This window comes from Alcaligenes sp. 13f (genome assembly GCF_020496585.1).
GTDB lineage: Bacteria > Pseudomonadota > Gammaproteobacteria > Burkholderiales > Burkholderiaceae_B > Alcaligenes > Alcaligenes phenolicus.
Map to the genome: position 1 here is coordinate 44,132 of NZ_JAHKKC010000020.1, position 16,344 is coordinate 60,475.

General features: G+C 57.6%; 18 protein-coding genes. 3 read left to right on the forward strand and 15 right to left on the reverse strand.

Annotated elements, in window-relative coordinates; all coding sequences use genetic code 11:
• Window positions 1–4: 4 nt before the first annotated feature.
• On the forward strand, window positions 5–1,165 hold the full coding sequence (locus KOE80_RS15785; RefSeq protein WP_226349488.1) for a thiolase family protein: 1,161 nt from the start codon (window positions 5–7) through the stop codon (window positions 1,163–1,165).
• Window positions 1,165–1,467 (forward strand): rubredoxin, encoded by a 303-nt coding sequence (locus KOE80_RS15790; RefSeq protein WP_226349489.1) that lies wholly within the window; start codon window positions 1,165–1,167, stop codon window positions 1,465–1,467. Before KOE80_RS15785 ends, KOE80_RS15790 begins: the two co-directional genes overlap by 1 nt.
• 900 nt (window positions 1,468–2,367) lie before the next feature.
• Here the strand turns inward: KOE80_RS15790 and KOE80_RS15795 are convergent.
• From KOE80_RS15795 to dctP, 3 genes are all read right to left on the reverse strand, one after another.
• Window positions 2,368–3,690 (reverse strand): TRAP transporter large permease, encoded by a 1,323-nt coding sequence (locus KOE80_RS15795; RefSeq protein ID WP_042484669.1) that lies wholly within the window; start codon window positions 3,688–3,690, stop codon window positions 2,368–2,370.
• Between the two features lie 2 nt (window positions 3,691–3,692).
• Entirely contained in the window at window positions 3,693–4,217 is a 525-nt protein-coding gene (locus tag KOE80_RS15800) for a TRAP transporter small permease (protein WP_063691041.1), read from the reverse strand.
• Between the two features lie 129 nt (window positions 4,218–4,346).
• A complete protein-coding gene (gene dctP / locus KOE80_RS15805) occupies window positions 4,347–5,321 on the reverse strand; it encodes a TRAP transporter substrate-binding protein DctP (RefSeq protein ID WP_086069758.1) in 975 nt (324 codons plus the stop codon).
• A gap of 206 nt (window positions 5,322–5,527) precedes the next feature.
• Here dctP and KOE80_RS15810 point away from each other — a divergent pair, with 206 nt between their 5' ends.
• Entirely contained in the window at window positions 5,528–6,208 is a 681-nt protein-coding gene (locus KOE80_RS15810) for an HAD family hydrolase (protein WP_063691036.1), read from the forward strand.
• A gap of 196 nt (window positions 6,209–6,404) precedes the next feature.
• Here KOE80_RS15810 and KOE80_RS15815 read toward each other — a convergent pair whose 3' ends face one another.
• From KOE80_RS15815 to thpR, 12 genes are all read right to left on the reverse strand, one after another.
• A complete protein-coding gene (locus KOE80_RS15815; protein WP_042484679.1) occupies window positions 6,405–6,746 on the reverse strand; it encodes a hypothetical protein in 342 nt (113 codons plus the stop codon).
• A 4-nt stretch (window positions 6,747–6,750) separates the two neighbouring features.
• Window positions 6,751–7,386: an ABC-type transport auxiliary lipoprotein family protein gene (locus KOE80_RS15820; protein ID WP_086069757.1), complete on the reverse strand. Its 636-nt coding sequence runs from the start codon at window positions 7,384–7,386 to the stop codon at window positions 6,751–6,753.
• Window positions 7,383–8,300, reverse strand: coding sequence for an MlaD family protein (locus KOE80_RS15825; protein WP_042484687.1), 918 nt, complete (start codon window positions 8,298–8,300; stop codon window positions 7,383–7,385). Before KOE80_RS15825 ends, KOE80_RS15820 begins: the two co-directional genes overlap by 4 nt.
• Window positions 8,300–9,097 (reverse strand): ABC transporter ATP-binding protein, encoded by a 798-nt coding sequence (locus KOE80_RS15830; RefSeq protein WP_045930559.1) that lies wholly within the window; start codon window positions 9,095–9,097, stop codon window positions 8,300–8,302. The genes KOE80_RS15825 and KOE80_RS15830 overlap by 1 nt, the downstream gene beginning before the upstream one ends.
• Window positions 9,091–10,227, reverse strand: a complete 1,137-nt coding sequence (locus tag KOE80_RS15835) for an ABC transporter permease (RefSeq protein ID WP_009460199.1) — start codon at window positions 10,225–10,227, stop codon at window positions 9,091–9,093. The genes KOE80_RS15830 and KOE80_RS15835 overlap by 7 nt, the downstream gene beginning before the upstream one ends.
• Window positions 10,228–10,291: 64 nt before the next feature.
• Window positions 10,292–11,116, reverse strand: coding sequence for a PQQ-binding-like beta-propeller repeat protein (locus KOE80_RS15840; RefSeq protein ID WP_226349490.1), 825 nt, complete (start codon window positions 11,114–11,116; stop codon window positions 10,292–10,294).
• Between the two features lie 12 nt (window positions 11,117–11,128).
• Complete coding sequence (locus tag KOE80_RS15845; protein WP_063691030.1) at window positions 11,129–12,424, reverse strand: TRAP transporter large permease; 1,296 nt, start codon at window positions 12,422–12,424, stop codon at window positions 11,129–11,131.
• Window positions 12,417–12,908 (reverse strand): TRAP transporter small permease, encoded by a 492-nt coding sequence (locus KOE80_RS15850; RefSeq protein WP_045930558.1) that lies wholly within the window; start codon window positions 12,906–12,908, stop codon window positions 12,417–12,419. The genes KOE80_RS15845 and KOE80_RS15850 overlap by 8 nt, the downstream gene beginning before the upstream one ends.
• A gap of 15 nt (window positions 12,909–12,923) precedes the next feature.
• The gene (locus KOE80_RS15855; RefSeq protein WP_035274876.1) at window positions 12,924–13,892 is read right to left on the reverse strand and encodes a TRAP transporter substrate-binding protein; all 969 of its coding nucleotides are present in this window, start codon (window positions 13,890–13,892) and stop codon (window positions 12,924–12,926) included.
• A gap of 37 nt (window positions 13,893–13,929) precedes the next feature.
• On the reverse strand, window positions 13,930–14,604 hold the full coding sequence (locus KOE80_RS15860) for a DUF4286 family protein (RefSeq protein WP_042485238.1): 675 nt from the start codon (window positions 14,602–14,604) through the stop codon (window positions 13,930–13,932).
• A gap of 196 nt (window positions 14,605–14,800) precedes the next feature.
• Window positions 14,801–15,739, reverse strand: a complete 939-nt coding sequence (locus KOE80_RS15865; protein ID WP_086069756.1) for a LysR family transcriptional regulator — start codon at window positions 15,737–15,739, stop codon at window positions 14,801–14,803.
• Window positions 15,736–16,335: an RNA 2',3'-cyclic phosphodiesterase gene (gene thpR / locus KOE80_RS15870; protein ID WP_172400454.1), complete on the reverse strand. Its 600-nt coding sequence runs from the start codon at window positions 16,333–16,335 to the stop codon at window positions 15,736–15,738. The genes KOE80_RS15865 and thpR overlap by 4 nt, the downstream gene beginning before the upstream one ends.
• Window positions 16,336–16,344: the final 9 nt, after the last annotated feature.

Here is a 16,344-nt window from a genome sequence, read left to right on the forward strand (position 1 = left end):
CGATATGACGCCTAGTTTCGATCTGGACACGGTGCGCCTGCTGGGCGCGACCGAGGTCACCTACACCCGGCGTGGTCAGTTGGGCACGTCCGAGCTGCTGGCCCAGGCTTTCAAGCAGTCTCTTGCTGCAGCAGGTCTGAAGGCCAGCGATGTTGATGGTCTGGGGGTAGCCTCCTTCACCCATGCACCGGATCGGGCTATTGATCTGGCCTGGAAGCTGGGCTTGAAGGTGGGCTGGATTATGGATGACAGCAATGGCGGTGCCAGCGGTCTGAATATTCTGCAGCACGCTATTCGCGCGGTTCAGGCGGGTGATGCCCGCTGTATTGCGATCGTGGCCGGGGATCATTTTCAAGCCAAGGATTTCCAGCAACTGGTCGAGAACTATAACCAGACGACTTACGATCATTTGCGACCTTTGGGCGCGGGTAGCCCGAATCATCGCTTTGCCATGCTGACGGCGAATCAGATGCGCAAGCTGGGTTTGGAGCGAGCGGATTATGCGGCCTTGGTGATGCGGCAGCGCATGTGGGCCGGCATGAATCCGGGTGCGGTGTATCGCAGCCCCATGAGTCTGGATGATTATCTGAATGCGCCTGAAGTGGCGGACCCTTTGACGCGACTGGATTGTGTGCCGGTGGTGGATGGGGCCAATGCCTTGATTGTGATGCGCGCGGATCATCCGGCAGCGCAGAATCAGCCTGAAATTACGGTGAAGGCGTTACGCAGTTTTCATAATATTGATGATCAGCAAGGCGACGGCTTGAGCACGGGTCTGGCGGCTTTGGCTCCAAGCTTGTGGGCGGATTCGGGCTTGAGTCCGGCGCAGATGGATGTGGTCAGTATTTATGACGATTACCCGGTCATGGTGCTGGCACAGTTGCAGGATTTGGGCTTTTTTGAGGCGGATGGGGCGAAGCAATTTATCCATGAGTCTATTGCGACGGGTAGTCTGGCCTTGAATACGTCTGGCGGGCAGTTGTCGGCCGGGCAGGCCGGGGCGGCGTGCAGCTTGCATGGTTTGGTCGAGGTGATGCGGCAGTTAAACGCTCAGGCCGGGGAGCGTCAGGTGGCGCAGGCCCGTTATGGCTTGGTCACGGGTTACGGCATGGTGGAGTATCGCTATGGCATGTGTTCGACGGCTCTTGTTTTGGAGGCCTTGTGATGAGTCCTGCTGTCTTTCGTTGTGTGCAGTGTGATCATCGGGTGTTTCCGGCGCGGTTCTTGTGTCCGAAGTGTCATGGGGATGAGTTTCTGGCTGAGGGGTGTGCGTCTGGTGTGGTGACGGAACTGACGCGTAGTGCCTCTTCTGGCGAGGAGACTGGGGTGTATATGCTGGCTACGGTGGCCAGCGATGCGGGGCCGGTGTTGATTGCTCGTGTGGTGGATGAGGCTGTCCAGCGGGGGGATAAGGTTGCGTTGGTTCTGCGGGATGGGGGGATTTATGCGGATCTTGTGCGAGGGTAAAGGCACTTTTTCTGCGGCTTTTTTTAATAGCTTTCATTTTTTTAAGGGTTGGGTTTCGACACCCAGCGCATGGAGACTGGGCTGACTCAAGGTTTGGAGTCAGCCACTGCTCGACGCGATGAAGAAGGTGACTATAAGACACTGATTGAGGGGCTGTCCGGGTGTCGGGGCTGGCAACTTGCCGGCGCTGCGCGCCGGTGCCCTGGTCAGATAATCGCTACGGGCGCACCTTGAACTCGTCCGGTGGTTTGTCCCCCGGACAAACCACAAGCGTCGGACTCAAACAGCAAGGTGCTTGCACCCCTGCGCAATTATCTGCCTGCGGCAAGTCACCTGATCCGCCCCAACACCCGGACAGCCCCTCAATCAGCTCACAGCATCTTTTATCGGACGATTGTTGACCGGGGTTTGAATGCTCCGACTTAGTGTTCTTAACGGGATCGCTGATCGTAGTAAAGGTTGGTCGTGGAGCTGCTGGATGAAAGGGATTGTGTAGCAAGAGGAGAGGGGGCAGTCACTGTACTAAGCCCGTATTGGCCAATGCCGGAGTGCGCTTTACTACACACAAGCTAAAGACGTGGGGCTTATGCGCTTAAGCCTCAATAGCTGACTTGAGCACGGTCGATACACACACAACCTGCGTTCTACTCGCCTCTAAAATCGATCTCAGCGACGAGCAGAAAGATCGTTAAAGTTCTTGTGCGCCGCTCCCATATCAATCACTTTGCCGCACATAAATAAAATAGGCGGCAAAAACAATCAATGCTATCGAGCATGGAAAAACCTCAGTTTGGCATCGGCCGAACTGAGGTTTTTTTTGTTTGAAAGTCTTGTCCAGACTCCGGCTTTCTTCGCGGGACAACATGCTTGTTGTCCCACTTTCAGGCTGCCTGCTCTGCCTTAGCCGATCAGTCCTGGCAGGCCCACGGCAATCCAGGGAACGAACAAGACCAGGGCCAGGATGCCGATTTCTATGACCAGGAAGGGCACGGCGGCGCTGTAGATGTGGGGCAAGCGGATAGATGGCGGGGCCACGCTTTGCATCACGATCAGCAGCAGGCCGAATGGTGGGGTCAGCAAGCCGATTTCCAGTGCGATCAGGATCATGACACCCAGCCAGACGGTATCCACACCTGCGGCCAGAGCCAGGGGCATGAAGAAAGGCAAGGCAATCATCATCATGGAGATTTGATCCAGCACCATGCCCATGACCAGTAGCACCAGCAGCATGCAGATCACCAGCACGAAGGGTGACAGGTCGTAGTCTTTGATCATGCCCAGGAAGCCTGCGCTGGCTCCGGAGAAGCTCAGCAGCTGGGCGAAGGTGGTGGAGGCGGCCAGGATGAACAGGATCACGACCGACACTTTGGCGGTTTCGATCAGGCTCTTCCACAGTGCTTTCAGGGTCAGAGCACGGTAGGCGATGGTTGCCAGTACCGAGGCCACGACGCCGATCGCTGCCGATTCGGTAGGCGATGCCCAGCCGGCCAGCATTGAGCCGACGACGGCAATGAAGATGCCCAGCAGGGGCACGACGTTGAACACGAAAGGTTTCCACAAGGCCCAGCCTTTCAGGCGGGTGGCGGGATCGTCGTCGCTCATAGGGGCATCTTGCGGACGCAGGCGGCTACGCACGACCACGTAGGCCAGAAAGCCTGCTGCCATCAACATGCCGGGCAGGATGCCGCCGATCAGCAGTCGTTCGATGGAGATACCGGCCAGGCTACCCAGCATGACGGCCAGGGCCGAAGGCGGGATCAGCATGGCAATACCGCCTACGGCCATGATGGGGCCCATGGCCATGGTGGGGTGATAGCCGCGACGCAGCATTTCCGGCAGCATCACGCCGCCCATCATGGCGGTGTTGGCAATGGACGAACCCGACAAAGTCGCAAAGGTCGTTCCACCCAGGATACTGACGATGGACAGCTTGCCCGGCACGCGCGAGATCATGCGTTCGATGGAGTCGATGGCTTTGAAGGCCAGCCCGGTGTGGAACAACACCTCACCCATCAGGACGAATAAGGGGATGGGTGTTAAGGAAAAACTGCCAATGGAAGCGGTGGTGTTACGCGCCCATTGAGCCAAACCTGCCGCCTCGCCCAGAAACAGCCAGGCACCCAGCAAGTTCACGGACAAGAAGGCAAAAACCACCGGCGTACCGATAGCCATCAAGAGAAAAAGTGACCCCAGCAGCAGGATCAATGCCATGTACCATTCCATGCTCAGGCTCCTTGCTTAACGGGACGAGAAATCAGGCGGCGCAGGAACTCCAGTGCCAGCATGGATGCACCAAACAGCAAAGGCAGATTCAGCCACCACTCCGGGAACACCAGGGCTTTGAATACCATGGCCCCTTGCTCGTGAGCATCCAGGGCGACGACGGCACACTGCCAGGCCAGCACGGCGCTGACAAGCAGGCCCAGAAGGTTGGAAACCAGATCCAGCAGGCGCTGAGCAGGAAGAGGCAGGTTGTTGAATAACACGTCGATACGGATATGGCCGCCCAGGTACAGCACCCAGGGTGCTGCCACGAAGGTGGCAATGATCAACATGTATTCGGTTACTTCCACGCTGGTGGACAGCGCGTCGTAACCCAGGTTGCGCAGCACCACGTCGGCACAAACCAGCAGGCTCATCAGCCCGAAAGTCAGCGCCGCAACGGCTCCGCAAGCATTCATTAACAGGGCGTAAGGACGCCCCCAGGTCGTGTTGGAAGGCAAGCCTTCCGGGGCTGTTGCAGCAGACATCGCGTCTTCTCCGCAGATCAAGGTCACTGAAAGGGCGGGCAGATTGCCGCCCGTATGGCACCATCAAAAAGTGGACACTGTCCCAAGGGCACAATGTCCACTGTCAAACTACGTAATCAGCAATCTTGTTTAAGGCTGATAACCACCAAACAGTTCACGCAGTTGCGCGGCGTATTTGGGGCTGGATTTGTCGATACCAGCCCAGCCTGCTTCGTAAGCTTTGGTACGCAAGGCACGCGCCGCTTCCGGTTCCAGGACCAAAGCTTGCACACCGGCTTGTTCGGTAGCGGCTTTTTCGTCAATTGCCATCTGGTGTTCAGTCACGTTCTGCGACTCCATCCACTCGATCTGCTTGCGCATGAAGGCTTTCTGGTCTTCGTCCAGTTTTTCCCAGCTCTTCTGGTTCATGAAAAAGCCCACTTCCACGTTGTAGAAGCCTGGCTCGACACGGTATTTGGTCTTTTCATGCCAGCCCATTTCCATCACGCCCACGGAAGGCCAGCCATAGCCGTCCACCACGCCACGCTCCAGCGCGGTGTAGACCTCGCCCGGTGGAATCTGCAGCGGCGTTGCGCCAATTTCGCGGAAGAAGGACAGGTACACGGGCACGCCGCGCAACTTGAAGCCCGACAGGTCTGCCGAGGTCACAGGCTTGTTGGTGTAGATGTGATATTGCAAACCATCCGTCGTGCGAGCCAGCCAGGTGATGTTGGCTTTCTCGCGGTGAATCTTGTCCATCAGCTCGTAGCCGCCGTTCTGACGCAGCTCGCTCATGGGCTTTTCTGTCAAGGTCAAAGCCAGGGCTTCAGGCACCAGATTGGCGTGGAATACGGCTGTGGTATTGGCGAAATCAATCACGCCGGAACGCAGTGCGTTACCTACTTCGAAAGGAGGAATGGCCTCTGGCCCGCCAATGACGTTGATCTGTACCAGACCCTTGCCTTCTGTGTTGACCTTGTCAACGAATTGCTTGAAGCGCTTGGTAAAGAAAGTGTCCATCGTAAAGACAGATACCGCTTTCAGCGTTACTTCCGCTGCCTGTGCGCCAGCCATTCCCAATGCCAGCAAGGCCGCAGCCACCACCCGAGTTGTTTTATGCACCATGACGGAACTTCCGCAGAAAGGTTTATTATGAGATTTTAGTTTAGATATAAATATATCAATAATCAATTATTTATAAGTCGGGGTTTTCACTAGGAGCCCTGCGGTCCCATACGGTGCGGTGCCTTCATGTCACCTCAATCCTGTAGGCGGGCAGCCTGCTGTATCATCACAGACTTCAAGTTTTGTTGGCTTAAAAGGTATTACCCATGACATTTTCCGCTGTGCTCTTTGATTGCGACGGTGTGCTGGTAGACAGCGAACCAATCACGGTTCGTGTACTGCGGGACATGTTGCAAGAGGAAGGCTGGGTGATGACTTACGAGCAGTGCTATGACTGGTTCATTGGCAAGGCCCTGCCCGACGAACTGCCCACCGTGCGCAAGATGACGGGTAAAGATCTGGATATGGAATGGGTGATGGCCTTTCGCATGCGCCGCAACCATGCGCTGACCAATGAAGTGATGGCTATTCCCGGTATCCAGGGCACGCTGGATGCCATCTTGCGCGACAAGCCCGGCATGATTGCCTGCGCGTCCGGCGCAGACCGCGCCAAGCTGGTGCTGCAACTGGGCCAAACCGGCCTGCTGGACTACTTTGGCACCCATATCTATAGCGGCGCCGAAACGCCCCGCAACAAGCCATACCCGGATGTCTATCTGGCCGCTGCTCAAGGGCTAGGCGTTGACCCCAAACACTGCCTGGTGGTGGAGGACAGCGTGACTGGTGCCACGGCAGGTCTTGCCGCCGGTGCAACCGTGCTGGGCTACTGCCCGGTTCCTGACAAGGAAGAGGAATTGCGCAGCCTGGGCGTACGTGACACCTTCCGCCGCATGGACGAGCTACCCGCTTTGATCGCCAAGTTAGAGCAGGAACGGGTACAAGGCTGATTCATAGCCAGGCAATAGAAAAGGCGCTGTGTTTTGAGCAGTTCCAAAAGGTGGGGTCTCCCTCTTTTGAAGAAACTGCCTAAAACACAGCGCCTTTTTTGCCGCCAGACCGTCTCAAGACTCGGTGCCGCCAATAAAAAGCCCCCTCGGGCGGCAGCAAACCGAAAGGCGTAGCGTGGGGCCTTTTTTCTGTTGCTTAGTCTTCCAGATGGAAGGTGTGCAAAATTCTATGCAGCACAGGGGCAATAATCAGACCGAAAGTCGCGGCCAGTACCAGACTGATATATGCGCCATAAATGGCAAAGAACACCTTGCCAGCCCATGTTTCAGGCAAGGCCATCGGCCCCAGCCCACCGACCATCATGGCCGCATTCAAGGCCGCATCGTGCCAGTGCACATTCTCTTCAAACCACATATGGCCCAACGCACCCAGCATCAGGGAAAAGGCCACGAAAACAATACCAATAAGGGCATGCGCCAATAAGCGCTTGGTAAATTGCCACCCCGAAATCAAGGGCTGATCGCGTGACTCATACATGTCATTAAGGTGCAGGGGCCTGAACAGTTAAAGAAGCCAACCATTGGCTAACTTGCAAGGACAAGGCATCCGTAGCCAGCCCAAATGCCTCAACCACCTGTGGCACGGCTGTGCCAACAACATCCTGCTGAGCGACAAAACGACGGGTCTGAATCAACTGGCCCGAGCGCTGATCGCGTACTAACGCATCAAACTGAATCCGTACCCGTGGGGCACCCTGAATATATTCGACCTGGAAGGCCCCCAGCGTACCGCCTACCTCTACATCAGCAATGACGGACTCGGTATCCAGCACCACCGCCCGGAACTGCGCCGAGTCACGCAAGGCATCGGCCAGACGGTTACGCAACAAGGCGGGCACATCGTCACCCCAGCGTACGCCTTTGTAGGCACTCAGTTCGTTGCCTTGGGGCAGGACCGTGATGCGTGAACTGGCCAGCAACCGTTCGGCGTGAGGCCGGTTCACCTGCATAATCAGATTCTTGTGCGAAGCGGGTGCTTGCTGGGCCTTCAGCTTAGTGGCCGGAAGCTGATAATAAGTCAGGGACTCCGCCTGAGGCAGAACCGAGCAGGCGGTGGACAAAACGGCCAGACCAACTAGGGATACCTGCAAGAAACGACGCACAACCGTGGGCATCATGGTGTGAACTCCTGTAATTTGTCGCGACCCAAGAGGTAGCCGGCTGGATTATCTTCCAGACGAGAGGTGACGGCACGGAAACCGGCCAGTACCTGACGCAATTCACGCAAGGCGGGTTCGATCTCGGTCAGCCCCTGAGCACCCCGGCCAATGGCTGCCGAATTTTGCTCCAGCAGCTTGTTCAGGCTTTGTGTCGCACGGCTGAAATCCTCCATGGATTTCTGGATGGCATTCATGGCCTGCGTACCCTGGCGGTCTACCAGACCTTGTGTGGAAGACAGCAAAGTGGTGGCTTGCTGGCTGGCCTGGGACAGCTCTTTCACCAACGAGGGCACGCCTTCGCTGGCGGTCGAGAGCTGACCCATCAAGACTTCCAGTTTTTGCAGGCTGGCCGACAGGGATTGGGAGTTCTCGGACGACAAGAAGGTATTGGCGTTATCCAGCAGCTTGGAAATTTGTGTCATCAGCTCTTCACCCCCGGCCATCAACTGAGCCAGTGGGGAGGGCGAGGCCACAATCATGGGCAGGCCATCGCCGGTGGCTTCCAGCAAGGGGCTGTTGGGTGTCCCACCACTAAGTTCGATCACGGACTGCCCGGTAATGCCAGCCAGTGCCAAGCGAGCCTGGGTGTCTTCGTGAATAGGGATGGAAGCCTGAATCGACACTTGCGCACGCACACGCTGCAAGTCGTTCGGGTCCAGGCGCAGCTGGCGCACTTCACCGACGCGCAAGCCGTTATATTGCACGGCACTGCCCCGAGACAGTCCCCGCACACCTTCCAGAAAGACAATATCGTAATCGCGGGTCTCGGCATCTTGCCCCGCCTTGGCCAGCCAAAGCGAGAACAGGACAGCAGCCACAGCCACTACCAAGGTAAAGACCCCGATCAATACATGATGGGCACGCGGTTCCATTAACTATGCTCCTGACGACGGTGTTGGGCCTGTTCGGCGGCCCGTCCCCGTGGACCGTGGAAGTATTCCCGGATCCAGTCGTTATCAACTTGCTCTACCCGCGCCAATGTGTCGTTGACCAGCACGCGCTTTTCCGCCAGCACGGCCACTCGGTCACAAATGGTGTAGAGCGTATCCAGATCGTGTGTAACCAGAAACACGGTCAATCCCAGCGCATCGCGCAAGGTCAAAATAAGCTGGTCGAAATCACCCGCGCCCACCGGGTCCAAGCCGGCAGTGGGTTCGTCCAGAAACAGGATTTCCGGGTCCAGCGCCAGAGCACGTGCCAGGGCGGCACGCTTGATCATGCCACCGGACAGCTCGGCCGGATATTTGGTGGCCGCATTGGCCGGCAAGCCCGCCAGGGACATCTTCATGGCGGCGATATGCTCAGCGTCGGAGCGGGACAGCCCAATATGTTCGATCAAGGGCATGGCAATGTTCTCCACCACCGTCAGCGAGGAGAACAAGGCGCCTTGCTGGAACAGCACGCCCAAGCGGCGCTCCAGCCGCGAACGATCTTCGGGCGACAGGGTGCCAATTTCCTGATCAAAAATGCGGACTGTGCCGCCAGTAGGCGGGCGCAATCCCAGAATGGAGCGCAGCAGCACGGACTTGCCCGTACCGGAGCCGCCCACCACACCGACGATCTCGCCAGGATACACATCCATATCCAGATGCTCGTGCACAACGTGATCGCCAAAGCGATTGTCCAGGTCACGTACTTGAATAATGGGACGAGCGGCGGTGTCTACCATCCCATCTCCATGAAGAACAGCGCAGCCAGCGCATCAATCAGGATCACGATAAAAATGGACTGCACCACCGCCGAGGTCGTGTGCTCACCCACGGACTGCGCGCTGCCGGTGACTTTAAAGCCCTCCTGGCAACCAATCACAGCAATCAAAAAGGCAAAGATCGGGGCCTTGGCCATGCCCAGCACAAAGTGCCGCAAATCAATATCCTGATTGAAGATATTGATGAACATGGTGGGTGAAATATCCAGAATCAGGGCGCAGACCAGCCCGCCACCGAAAATCCCCGCCACCATGCCCACAAAGGTCAAGATAGGCATGGCCAGCAGCATCGCCAATACACGCGGAATGACCAGAATCAGCATGGGATTCAAGCCCTGGGCGCGCAAAGCATCGATTTCCTCGTTCGCTTTCATGGAGCCGATCTGCGCGGTAAAGGCACTGGCGGTGCGGCCTGCCATCAGGATGGCGGTCAAGAGCACCGCAAATTCACGCAAAAAGGAAAAGCCGACCAGGTTCACGGTGTAGATGGTGGCACCAAAGTCCGCCAGCACCGTCGCCCCCAGAAACGCGATCACCGCGCCCACCAGGAAAGTCAGCAAAGCCACGATAGGCACGGCGTTAAAGGCCGTTTCTTCCAGCTGCGCCACAATCGAGGTGACGCGCCACTGGCTGGGCCGCAGCATATTCAGAATCAGGGTTTCCAGCGTCAGGCCGATAAAGCCCAGCAGCTCACGCACATTGCGCGAGATGTGGACCATGGACAGGCCCACGCGCTCGAACAAATCCGTAATGCCCCAGCGCGCCGGGACCAACTGCTCATGGTCCATGCGGCTCATCGCCTTGGCAACAGTCTGCAATAGTTGATGGCGCTCTTTGGACAAGCCTTGCGCACTGTCCAGCGCGGCCTGCACACGCTCGGCACCCAGCCATTCGCACAGGACTTGCGCACCCGTGGTGTCCAGGGACTTCAGTTCGCTGAAATCCAAAGACCAACGGCCCTGCTTGTCACTGAGCGAGCGCAAACTGCTTTGCAGCGCTTCGTAGTGACGCAAGGACCAATCACCTAGCAATTGCAGCTGGCCGGAGGAATCTGTACGAACATACAGAGGCACGGACGTATTCATGCGCATAGTCTAATGGATTTGCTCTGAGAGCTTCCATAGCGCCGACTACTTTTTCATGCTTTATGGACAATTAAGCAGGCTGTAAGCAGGTCAAACAATCCGGCAACATTTCCGCTATATAAATGCGTCCGTCCAAACCGGCGGACAGGCCGTGTCCGTACACACCTTGCACCCGGCAACGGCCTACCAGGGTGCCTGAATCCGGGTCGAATAAAGACAGGCTGGCTGTTTGGTCGCTAACCAGCACCGAACCATCTGTTTGCACGGCCACGGCCATGGGTTTGTGCATGGGGCGCAGCTCGCCCAGATAACGGCCTTGCGCATCCAGATGCTGCACACGATTGTTTTCCCGGTCCGCCACCCAGACCGAACCGTCGGCGGCACAGGCCAGCATATGCGGCGTGCTGAACTGCAAGGGACCGGAACCCGGCGCCCCCAATGCAGCCAGCCATTGGCGTTGCGGATCAAAGCGATGAACCACGGTATTGCCGTAGCCATCGCTAACCCACAAGCCGCCATCACCACACTCGACCGCATGGGTAGGATGGTTGAACGGCTCTTGCCAGCGTGGCTGTTCAGGCTTGCCCAGACGCCATTGCTCATGGCCTTGAGCGTCCAGCGCCAGCACCTGATGTCCGTCCAGGTCCGTGACCAGCACCCCGCCTTGCGGGCGGGCGCTGATATGGTGCGGGCACAAGACATCCTCCAGGGACCAGCGCGCTGACACCTGCCCATCCGGTGCCAGCACCAGCACGCAGGCCGGGCGACGCAACAAGGCGGCGATACGCCCATCAGTCAGCACCGCCACACTGGTGATACTGCTGATGTCGGCCTGTGTCCAGGCGCGCTCCACCTTGTAGCGCTGCGAGCCCAAGCTTACATAGGCAATTGCCATCTCCAGCCCCCCTTACATGGCGTTAGGCAAGACCATGACGATTTGCGGGAATATCGTCACCAGGGCTGTCGCCAGAACCAGCAACAGGAAAAACGGGAACGCCATGCGCATCAGTTCAAACAGGTTGCGCCCGGTAATGCCCTGAATCACGAACAAGTTAAAACCAATAGGCGGAGTGATCTGAGCCATTTCCACTGTCAAAATCAGGTAGACACCGAACCAGATTGGATCAATACCCGCAGCGATCACTGCTGGCAACAAGACCGAGGTAGTCAGTACCACAATCGAGATACCGTCCAGGAATGCACCCAGAATGATGAAGAACACCGTCAGCACTGCAATCAGCGCGTACTGACTCAGGCCCAAGGAGCCGATCCAGGCTGCCAGATTCGCCGGCAGGCCGGTAAAGCTCATGGCACTGGTCAAATAAGCGGCACCGATCAGAATGAAGGAGATCATGCACGAGGTGCGTGCCGCGCCCAACAAGCTGGCGGTAAAGGTTTTCCAGTTCAGTGAACCACCCACACCCGCAATAAGCAGGGAGCCTACCACTCCCAGCACAGCAGCTTCAGTGGCTGTGGCGATGCCCCCGTAAATCGACCCGATCACCGCCACGATCAACAAGACCACAGGCAGCAGCAAACGCAGGCGTCGGACCTTCTCACCCAGGCTTAATTGCTCGGTTGCCGGAGGCACACGATCCGGATGGCGAATGGACCAGAAAGCGATATAGGCCGAGAACAGGCACATCAACAAAATGCCGGGCAGCACACCTGCCACGAACAAGCGGATGATGGATACCTGTGCGGCGACCGCATACACAATCATCACAATGGAAGGTGGGATCAGCAGGCCCAAGGTGCCGGCACCCGCCAAAGAACCAATACTGATGCTGTCGTCATAACCACGCGCCTTCAGTTCGGGCAGCGAAATACGGCCAATTGTGGCTGCCGTGGCCGCCGACGAACCGCTGACTGCGGCAAAAATGCCGCAACCCAAGGTATTGACGTGTACCAGACGACCCGGCAAACGCTGCACCCACGGCCCCAGGCCGCTGAACATGTCTTCGGCCAGCCGCGTTCGATACAGAATCTCCCCCATCCAGATAAACAGGGGCAAAGCCGTCAAGGCCCAACTGGCCGAGGAGTCCCAGGCTTTGGTCGCAAAAATAATGCCTGCAGGCGCGTCGGCATACAGAAAAATAGACAAGATACCGCAAGCGATCAGAACCAGCGCCACCCACACGCCACTGGCCAGCAAGGCAAGCAGAACAACAAACAGCACAATTGCCTGAGATAAATCAGCCATGTTCAGTCGCCTCCAATTCTTGACCCTGAACCACACGCAGCAAACGCCGCAACAACATCAAGGTCAGCAAGCCCAAGCCAATGGGCATCCCGATCTGGGGAATCCACAGCGGCACCGCCACCATGCCCTGCGCTACTTCCTTGTAAATGAAAGACTCATACACAAAATGGGCAGTTTCCCAGGTACACCAGGCGGCCAGCACAACCCCGATCAGCGTGGCCAACAACTCGTAAGGACGTCGCAAACGCTCCGGGATCACCTGCAGCAACAAGGACACACGGATATGGTCGCCATGCAACATGGCGTAGGGCAGCGCCAGAAAAATCGACGCTGCCATAAACCAGCCCGCAAAGTCATCCGAAGCGGGGATTTGCATGGAAAACAGGCGCGCCACAATCTGCGCTGTCACCACCACCCCGATCAAACATAGAAAGAGTGCGGCCAGTGCGCCGCATACTCTGGCCATACGCTCCAGCACAATCATGGACGCACTCCTTGTTTAGGGCTGACGGTAGGTATCAAGCAGCTTCTGGCCGTCGGCACCGGCCTTTTTCAGCCACTCTTCGGTCATGGTCTGGCCAATGGCATGAAGCTCGCCAGCCAGCTTCTCGCTTAACTGGCCGACGACCATGCCCTTGTCAGCCATGGTCTGGGTCAATTTGGAAGTCTGCTCGCGCGACATGGCCCAGCCACGTTGTTCAGCACGTTCACCCGCCTCCAGAACCGCTTTCTGGACGTTCTCCGGCAGTCGCTGGAAAGCACGTTTGTTGATGATCACAAAGCTTTGTGGAATGAATACCTGGGCGTCGTAGTAGTACTTCACATAGTCCCAGGCCTGCGAATCCACACCCGTGGCGGGCGAGGTCAGCATGGCATCAATAATGCCGGTGGAAAAAGCTTGCGGCACTTCGGGTGTTTGCACGGTGGTGGGCACGGCCCCCATCAAGGACACCAAACGGCTGGTAGCTGGGCTGTAGGCACGGAAACGGACTCCGGCCAGATCAGACAACTGTTCCACCGGCTTTTTGGTGTAGATGCCTTGCGGTGGCCAGGGCGAGCCATAGACCAGCACAATACCCTGCTTGTCCAAACGCTCGGCCAGGAAGGGGCGAGTAGCTTTCCACAGTTTTTCCGACTGATCGAAGGAGGAGGCCAGGAACGGCACACTATCGACCTCGAACAAAGGATCTTCGTTGCCAATGGCCGCCACCAGCATTTCACCAGCCTGCACCACACCTTGCTGTACACCACGCTTGACCTCGGGGCGCTTGAGCAGCACGGAGTTCGATTGCACGTTGATATTCAGTTCCCCGTTGGTGGCCGCCTTGATGTCCGCCGCAAACTCACGCGCGTTTTGCGTCAGGAAGTTGTTATCAGGCTGCTCCGTGCTCATGTTCCAGTTGGTCGCCGCCTGCGCGGTGCCAGCCAGAGCCAGAACGCAAGCCATGGAAAGTAGTTTTTTGATCATGATGTTGCTTCTCCCAAGAATTGAGGTGATGGCCGCCTTATGAGCGGCCCGCATTCAGATCCCGTGACTGCAGATCCCACAGCAAAGAAAACTCGGATACATCGTTGGTCGCCACTCCCAGATCCTGCTGCAAGCGGGCAGCCAGGGTACGAGCAGCATTCAAGGTGGTCAGATCAGCCACCAGGTAGGGGTCCAGGCTGCGTTGTTGCACATCCTCGGACGGTAAAGGGGTCGACAACTCGGGATCGGGAGTCAGCACGCGCAAGGCCAGCAGGCCATCGGTCTGTTCCAGGTAGGCGGCGCATTGACGCGCCAGGGCTTCCCGTTGGGCCAGCTCAGGCAGACGCACCAGCAAGACCACGGCACCCGTACCGGCACCGCCCAGCAAAGACACCGCCATCACGCGGCGCTGGGTATTGCTCATGCGGGCAAAATTGGTATTGGACCAGTCCGTTTGCTGCTCAAAAGCCTTTTTATATTCTGCGGTGCCAAAGACGCGCAGGGACTCGGTACGGTACAAGGCCAGGTACTTGCGCCCGGCACCTTGGCGCACATAACGGCGCGACCATTGAAAGCCGGGTATGGCGGCACGTTCAGCCATATGCTCGCGCTCATACCATTGATTGAAATCCTGCTCATGCTCAGGGGCGATATCCGTCCAAATGAACAGCTCCCCCGGCGCATCACGATCAGTACGAAAAGTAGCAGACACGAAAGCCTCCTGAATCAAAGTCATTGCACACTCTTTATGGGAGTGTCCAACGGCTTCTGGGCGGATTCCAAACGGTTTATTTCAGCCTGGAGCAATAGGAAAAAGCGATCAGTTCAAGCGAGTGGCGCGGTATATAGATTATCAAGCAAGCCCACGCTCAGTACACATGCGCAGGCAAGGGGAAAACCCTCAAACGCTAAATCGCGAAGACACGCGTGTCTGGCGGGGGTAAAGCCAGCCCAGGATGCTCGGCCGCAAAATGGTGCATACGCTCCAAAGCCACTCCAATCACCGCCTGGGCGGTCTGCGTTAAAGGATCGGGCCGCCAACTGGCGACCAGGCGCAAGTCGGGCAAGGCATGCTCACACACAATTTCCTGGTACAGGCCGCTGTCCAGCTGACGGCTGACTGCCGCCAGGGGCAAAGTCGCAATGCAAGGTTGAGCTTCGAGCAATTGCGTGCTGGCGGCAATTGAAGAAACGTAGTGAATCCGGGCCTGATCGACAGGCAAGGGTTCAAGCAGCTGCACCAGCGCCAGATGCGGCTGGGAGCCGCGCGGGAAGGTCACCAAAGGCCAGCGCTGCACCAGCTCCTGCAAGCCACTCCGTACCGGCATGGATTCATCAGCCATGCACACCCAGCCCATGCGCATGGAGCCCATAGGCAGGTTGCGTATGCCATCTCCCATGATGGGGTCGGTCTGCAAGGCGACATCAATGGTGCCGCGCTTGAGCAGGTCGTGAAGGCGCAAGGTGGACTCGGCAGTCAGTTCAATTTCCAGTTCGGGGTAAAGCGCATGCAGCTGACGAATCAGCTCCTTGAACCAGGTATGCACAATGGACTCGACCACGCCCAGTCGCACCCGGCCACTCAAGCGGCTGGAGCCTGCCAGGGCTTCGCGCAAATCATGCTCCATGCCCAGCATCTGCTCGGCATACTGCATCAGTTTGCGGCCTGCCGGCGTCAGGCGCAGGTCGCGGTGGCCGCGCTCAAACAGGGTTTTCTGAAACTCGCTTTCCAAGGCGGCAATCCGTCCTGAAACAGCAGCCTGCGTCAGATGCTGTTTGTTCGCTGCCGCACGGAAACTGCCCAGACGGGCAATCCAGATAAAGGTCTCTAAAAAACGGATATTCATGCACCTGTCCTTTCAGGCTTCATCATGGCGGCCAGATGATATTGGCTACGCTGCTCACCGGGGACGGAAACGATCAGGCCCACGCCATCACCTACAAACGGCTGCCTAGGCAAAGGATGGCAATGTGGTTGATCGGCAGTGATCCGTGCATGGCGCAGCAAGGACACATGAGGGCGAAAACGACGCGGTGGCTGCGTCCAGCCCAGGGCAGTCAGCTTGGCCCAAATCTCATCATGCCACTGCTGCAAGGCCGCCAGTGCTTGAGTTTGCGACTCGTCCGGCCCGGCCCACACCACCTGAGGCTTCTCGAACACATCCCGTATCGTCAGGTCCAGCGTGATCGGCGGCACTGCCCATTGCGCCATCTGTGTCGCCAAGGTCCGCAAATCAGACACGCGGCTGCCATCCAGAAACGCCAGTGTTAAGTGAAAGTGATCAGGCTGCATCAGCCGACCGCCATACATCGCCTGTGCGTGCTGCGCCTGCTCCGCCAGCCAAGCGCGGGTTTGTGCGTCTGGCCACCAGCCGATGAACGCACGAAAAGAGTGTTCGGCACCTGACTGTTGCAAGTCCAGAATGGGCAAGGGAATCGTCATCGGCAAACC

Excerpts from the sequence above, each read along its gene's own strand:
- KOE80_RS15785 (WP_226349488.1), top strand. The coding sequence starts at position 5 with ATGACGCCTAGTTTCGATCTGGACACGGTGCGCCTGCTGGGCGCGACC.
- KOE80_RS15790 (WP_226349489.1), top strand. The coding sequence starts at position 1,165 with ATGAGTCCTGCTGTCTTTCGTTGTGTGCAGTGTGATCATCGGGTGTTT.
- KOE80_RS15795 (WP_042484669.1), bottom strand. The coding sequence starts at position 3,690 with ATGGAATGGTACATGGCATTGATCCTGCTGCTGGGGTCACTTTTTCTC.
- KOE80_RS15800 (WP_063691041.1), bottom strand. The coding sequence starts at position 4,217 with ATGTCTGCTGCAACAGCCCCGGAAGGCTTGCCTTCCAACACGACCTGG.
- dctP (WP_086069758.1), bottom strand. The coding sequence starts at position 5,321 with ATGGTGCATAAAACAACTCGGGTGGTGGCTGCGGCCTTGCTGGCATTG.
- KOE80_RS15810 (WP_063691036.1), top strand. The coding sequence starts at position 5,528 with ATGACATTTTCCGCTGTGCTCTTTGATTGCGACGGTGTGCTGGTAGAC.
- KOE80_RS15815 (WP_042484679.1), bottom strand. The coding sequence starts at position 6,746 with ATGTATGAGTCACGCGATCAGCCCTTGATTTCGGGGTGGCAATTTACC.
- KOE80_RS15820 (WP_086069757.1), bottom strand. The coding sequence starts at position 7,386 with ATGATGCCCACGGTTGTGCGTCGTTTCTTGCAGGTATCCCTAGTTGGT.
- KOE80_RS15825 (WP_042484687.1), bottom strand. The coding sequence starts at position 8,300 with ATGGAACCGCGTGCCCATCATGTATTGATCGGGGTCTTTACCTTGGTA.
- KOE80_RS15830 (WP_045930559.1), bottom strand. The coding sequence starts at position 9,097 with ATGGTAGACACCGCCGCTCGTCCCATTATTCAAGTACGTGACCTGGAC.
- KOE80_RS15835 (WP_009460199.1), bottom strand. The coding sequence starts at position 10,227 with ATGCGCATGAATACGTCCGTGCCTCTGTATGTTCGTACAGATTCCTCC.
- KOE80_RS15840 (WP_226349490.1), bottom strand. The coding sequence starts at position 11,116 with ATGGCAATTGCCTATGTAAGCTTGGGCTCGCAGCGCTACAAGGTGGAG.
- KOE80_RS15845 (WP_063691030.1), bottom strand. The coding sequence starts at position 12,424 with ATGGCTGATTTATCTCAGGCAATTGTGCTGTTTGTTGTTCTGCTTGCC.
- KOE80_RS15850 (WP_045930558.1), bottom strand. The coding sequence starts at position 12,908 with ATGATTGTGCTGGAGCGTATGGCCAGAGTATGCGGCGCACTGGCCGCA.
- KOE80_RS15855 (WP_035274876.1), bottom strand. The coding sequence starts at position 13,892 with ATGATCAAAAAACTACTTTCCATGGCTTGCGTTCTGGCTCTGGCTGGC.
- KOE80_RS15865 (WP_086069756.1), bottom strand. The coding sequence starts at position 15,739 with ATGAATATCCGTTTTTTAGAGACCTTTATCTGGATTGCCCGTCTGGGC.
- thpR (WP_172400454.1), bottom strand. The coding sequence starts at position 16,335 with ATGACGATTCCCTTGCCCATTCTGGACTTGCAACAGTCAGGTGCCGAA.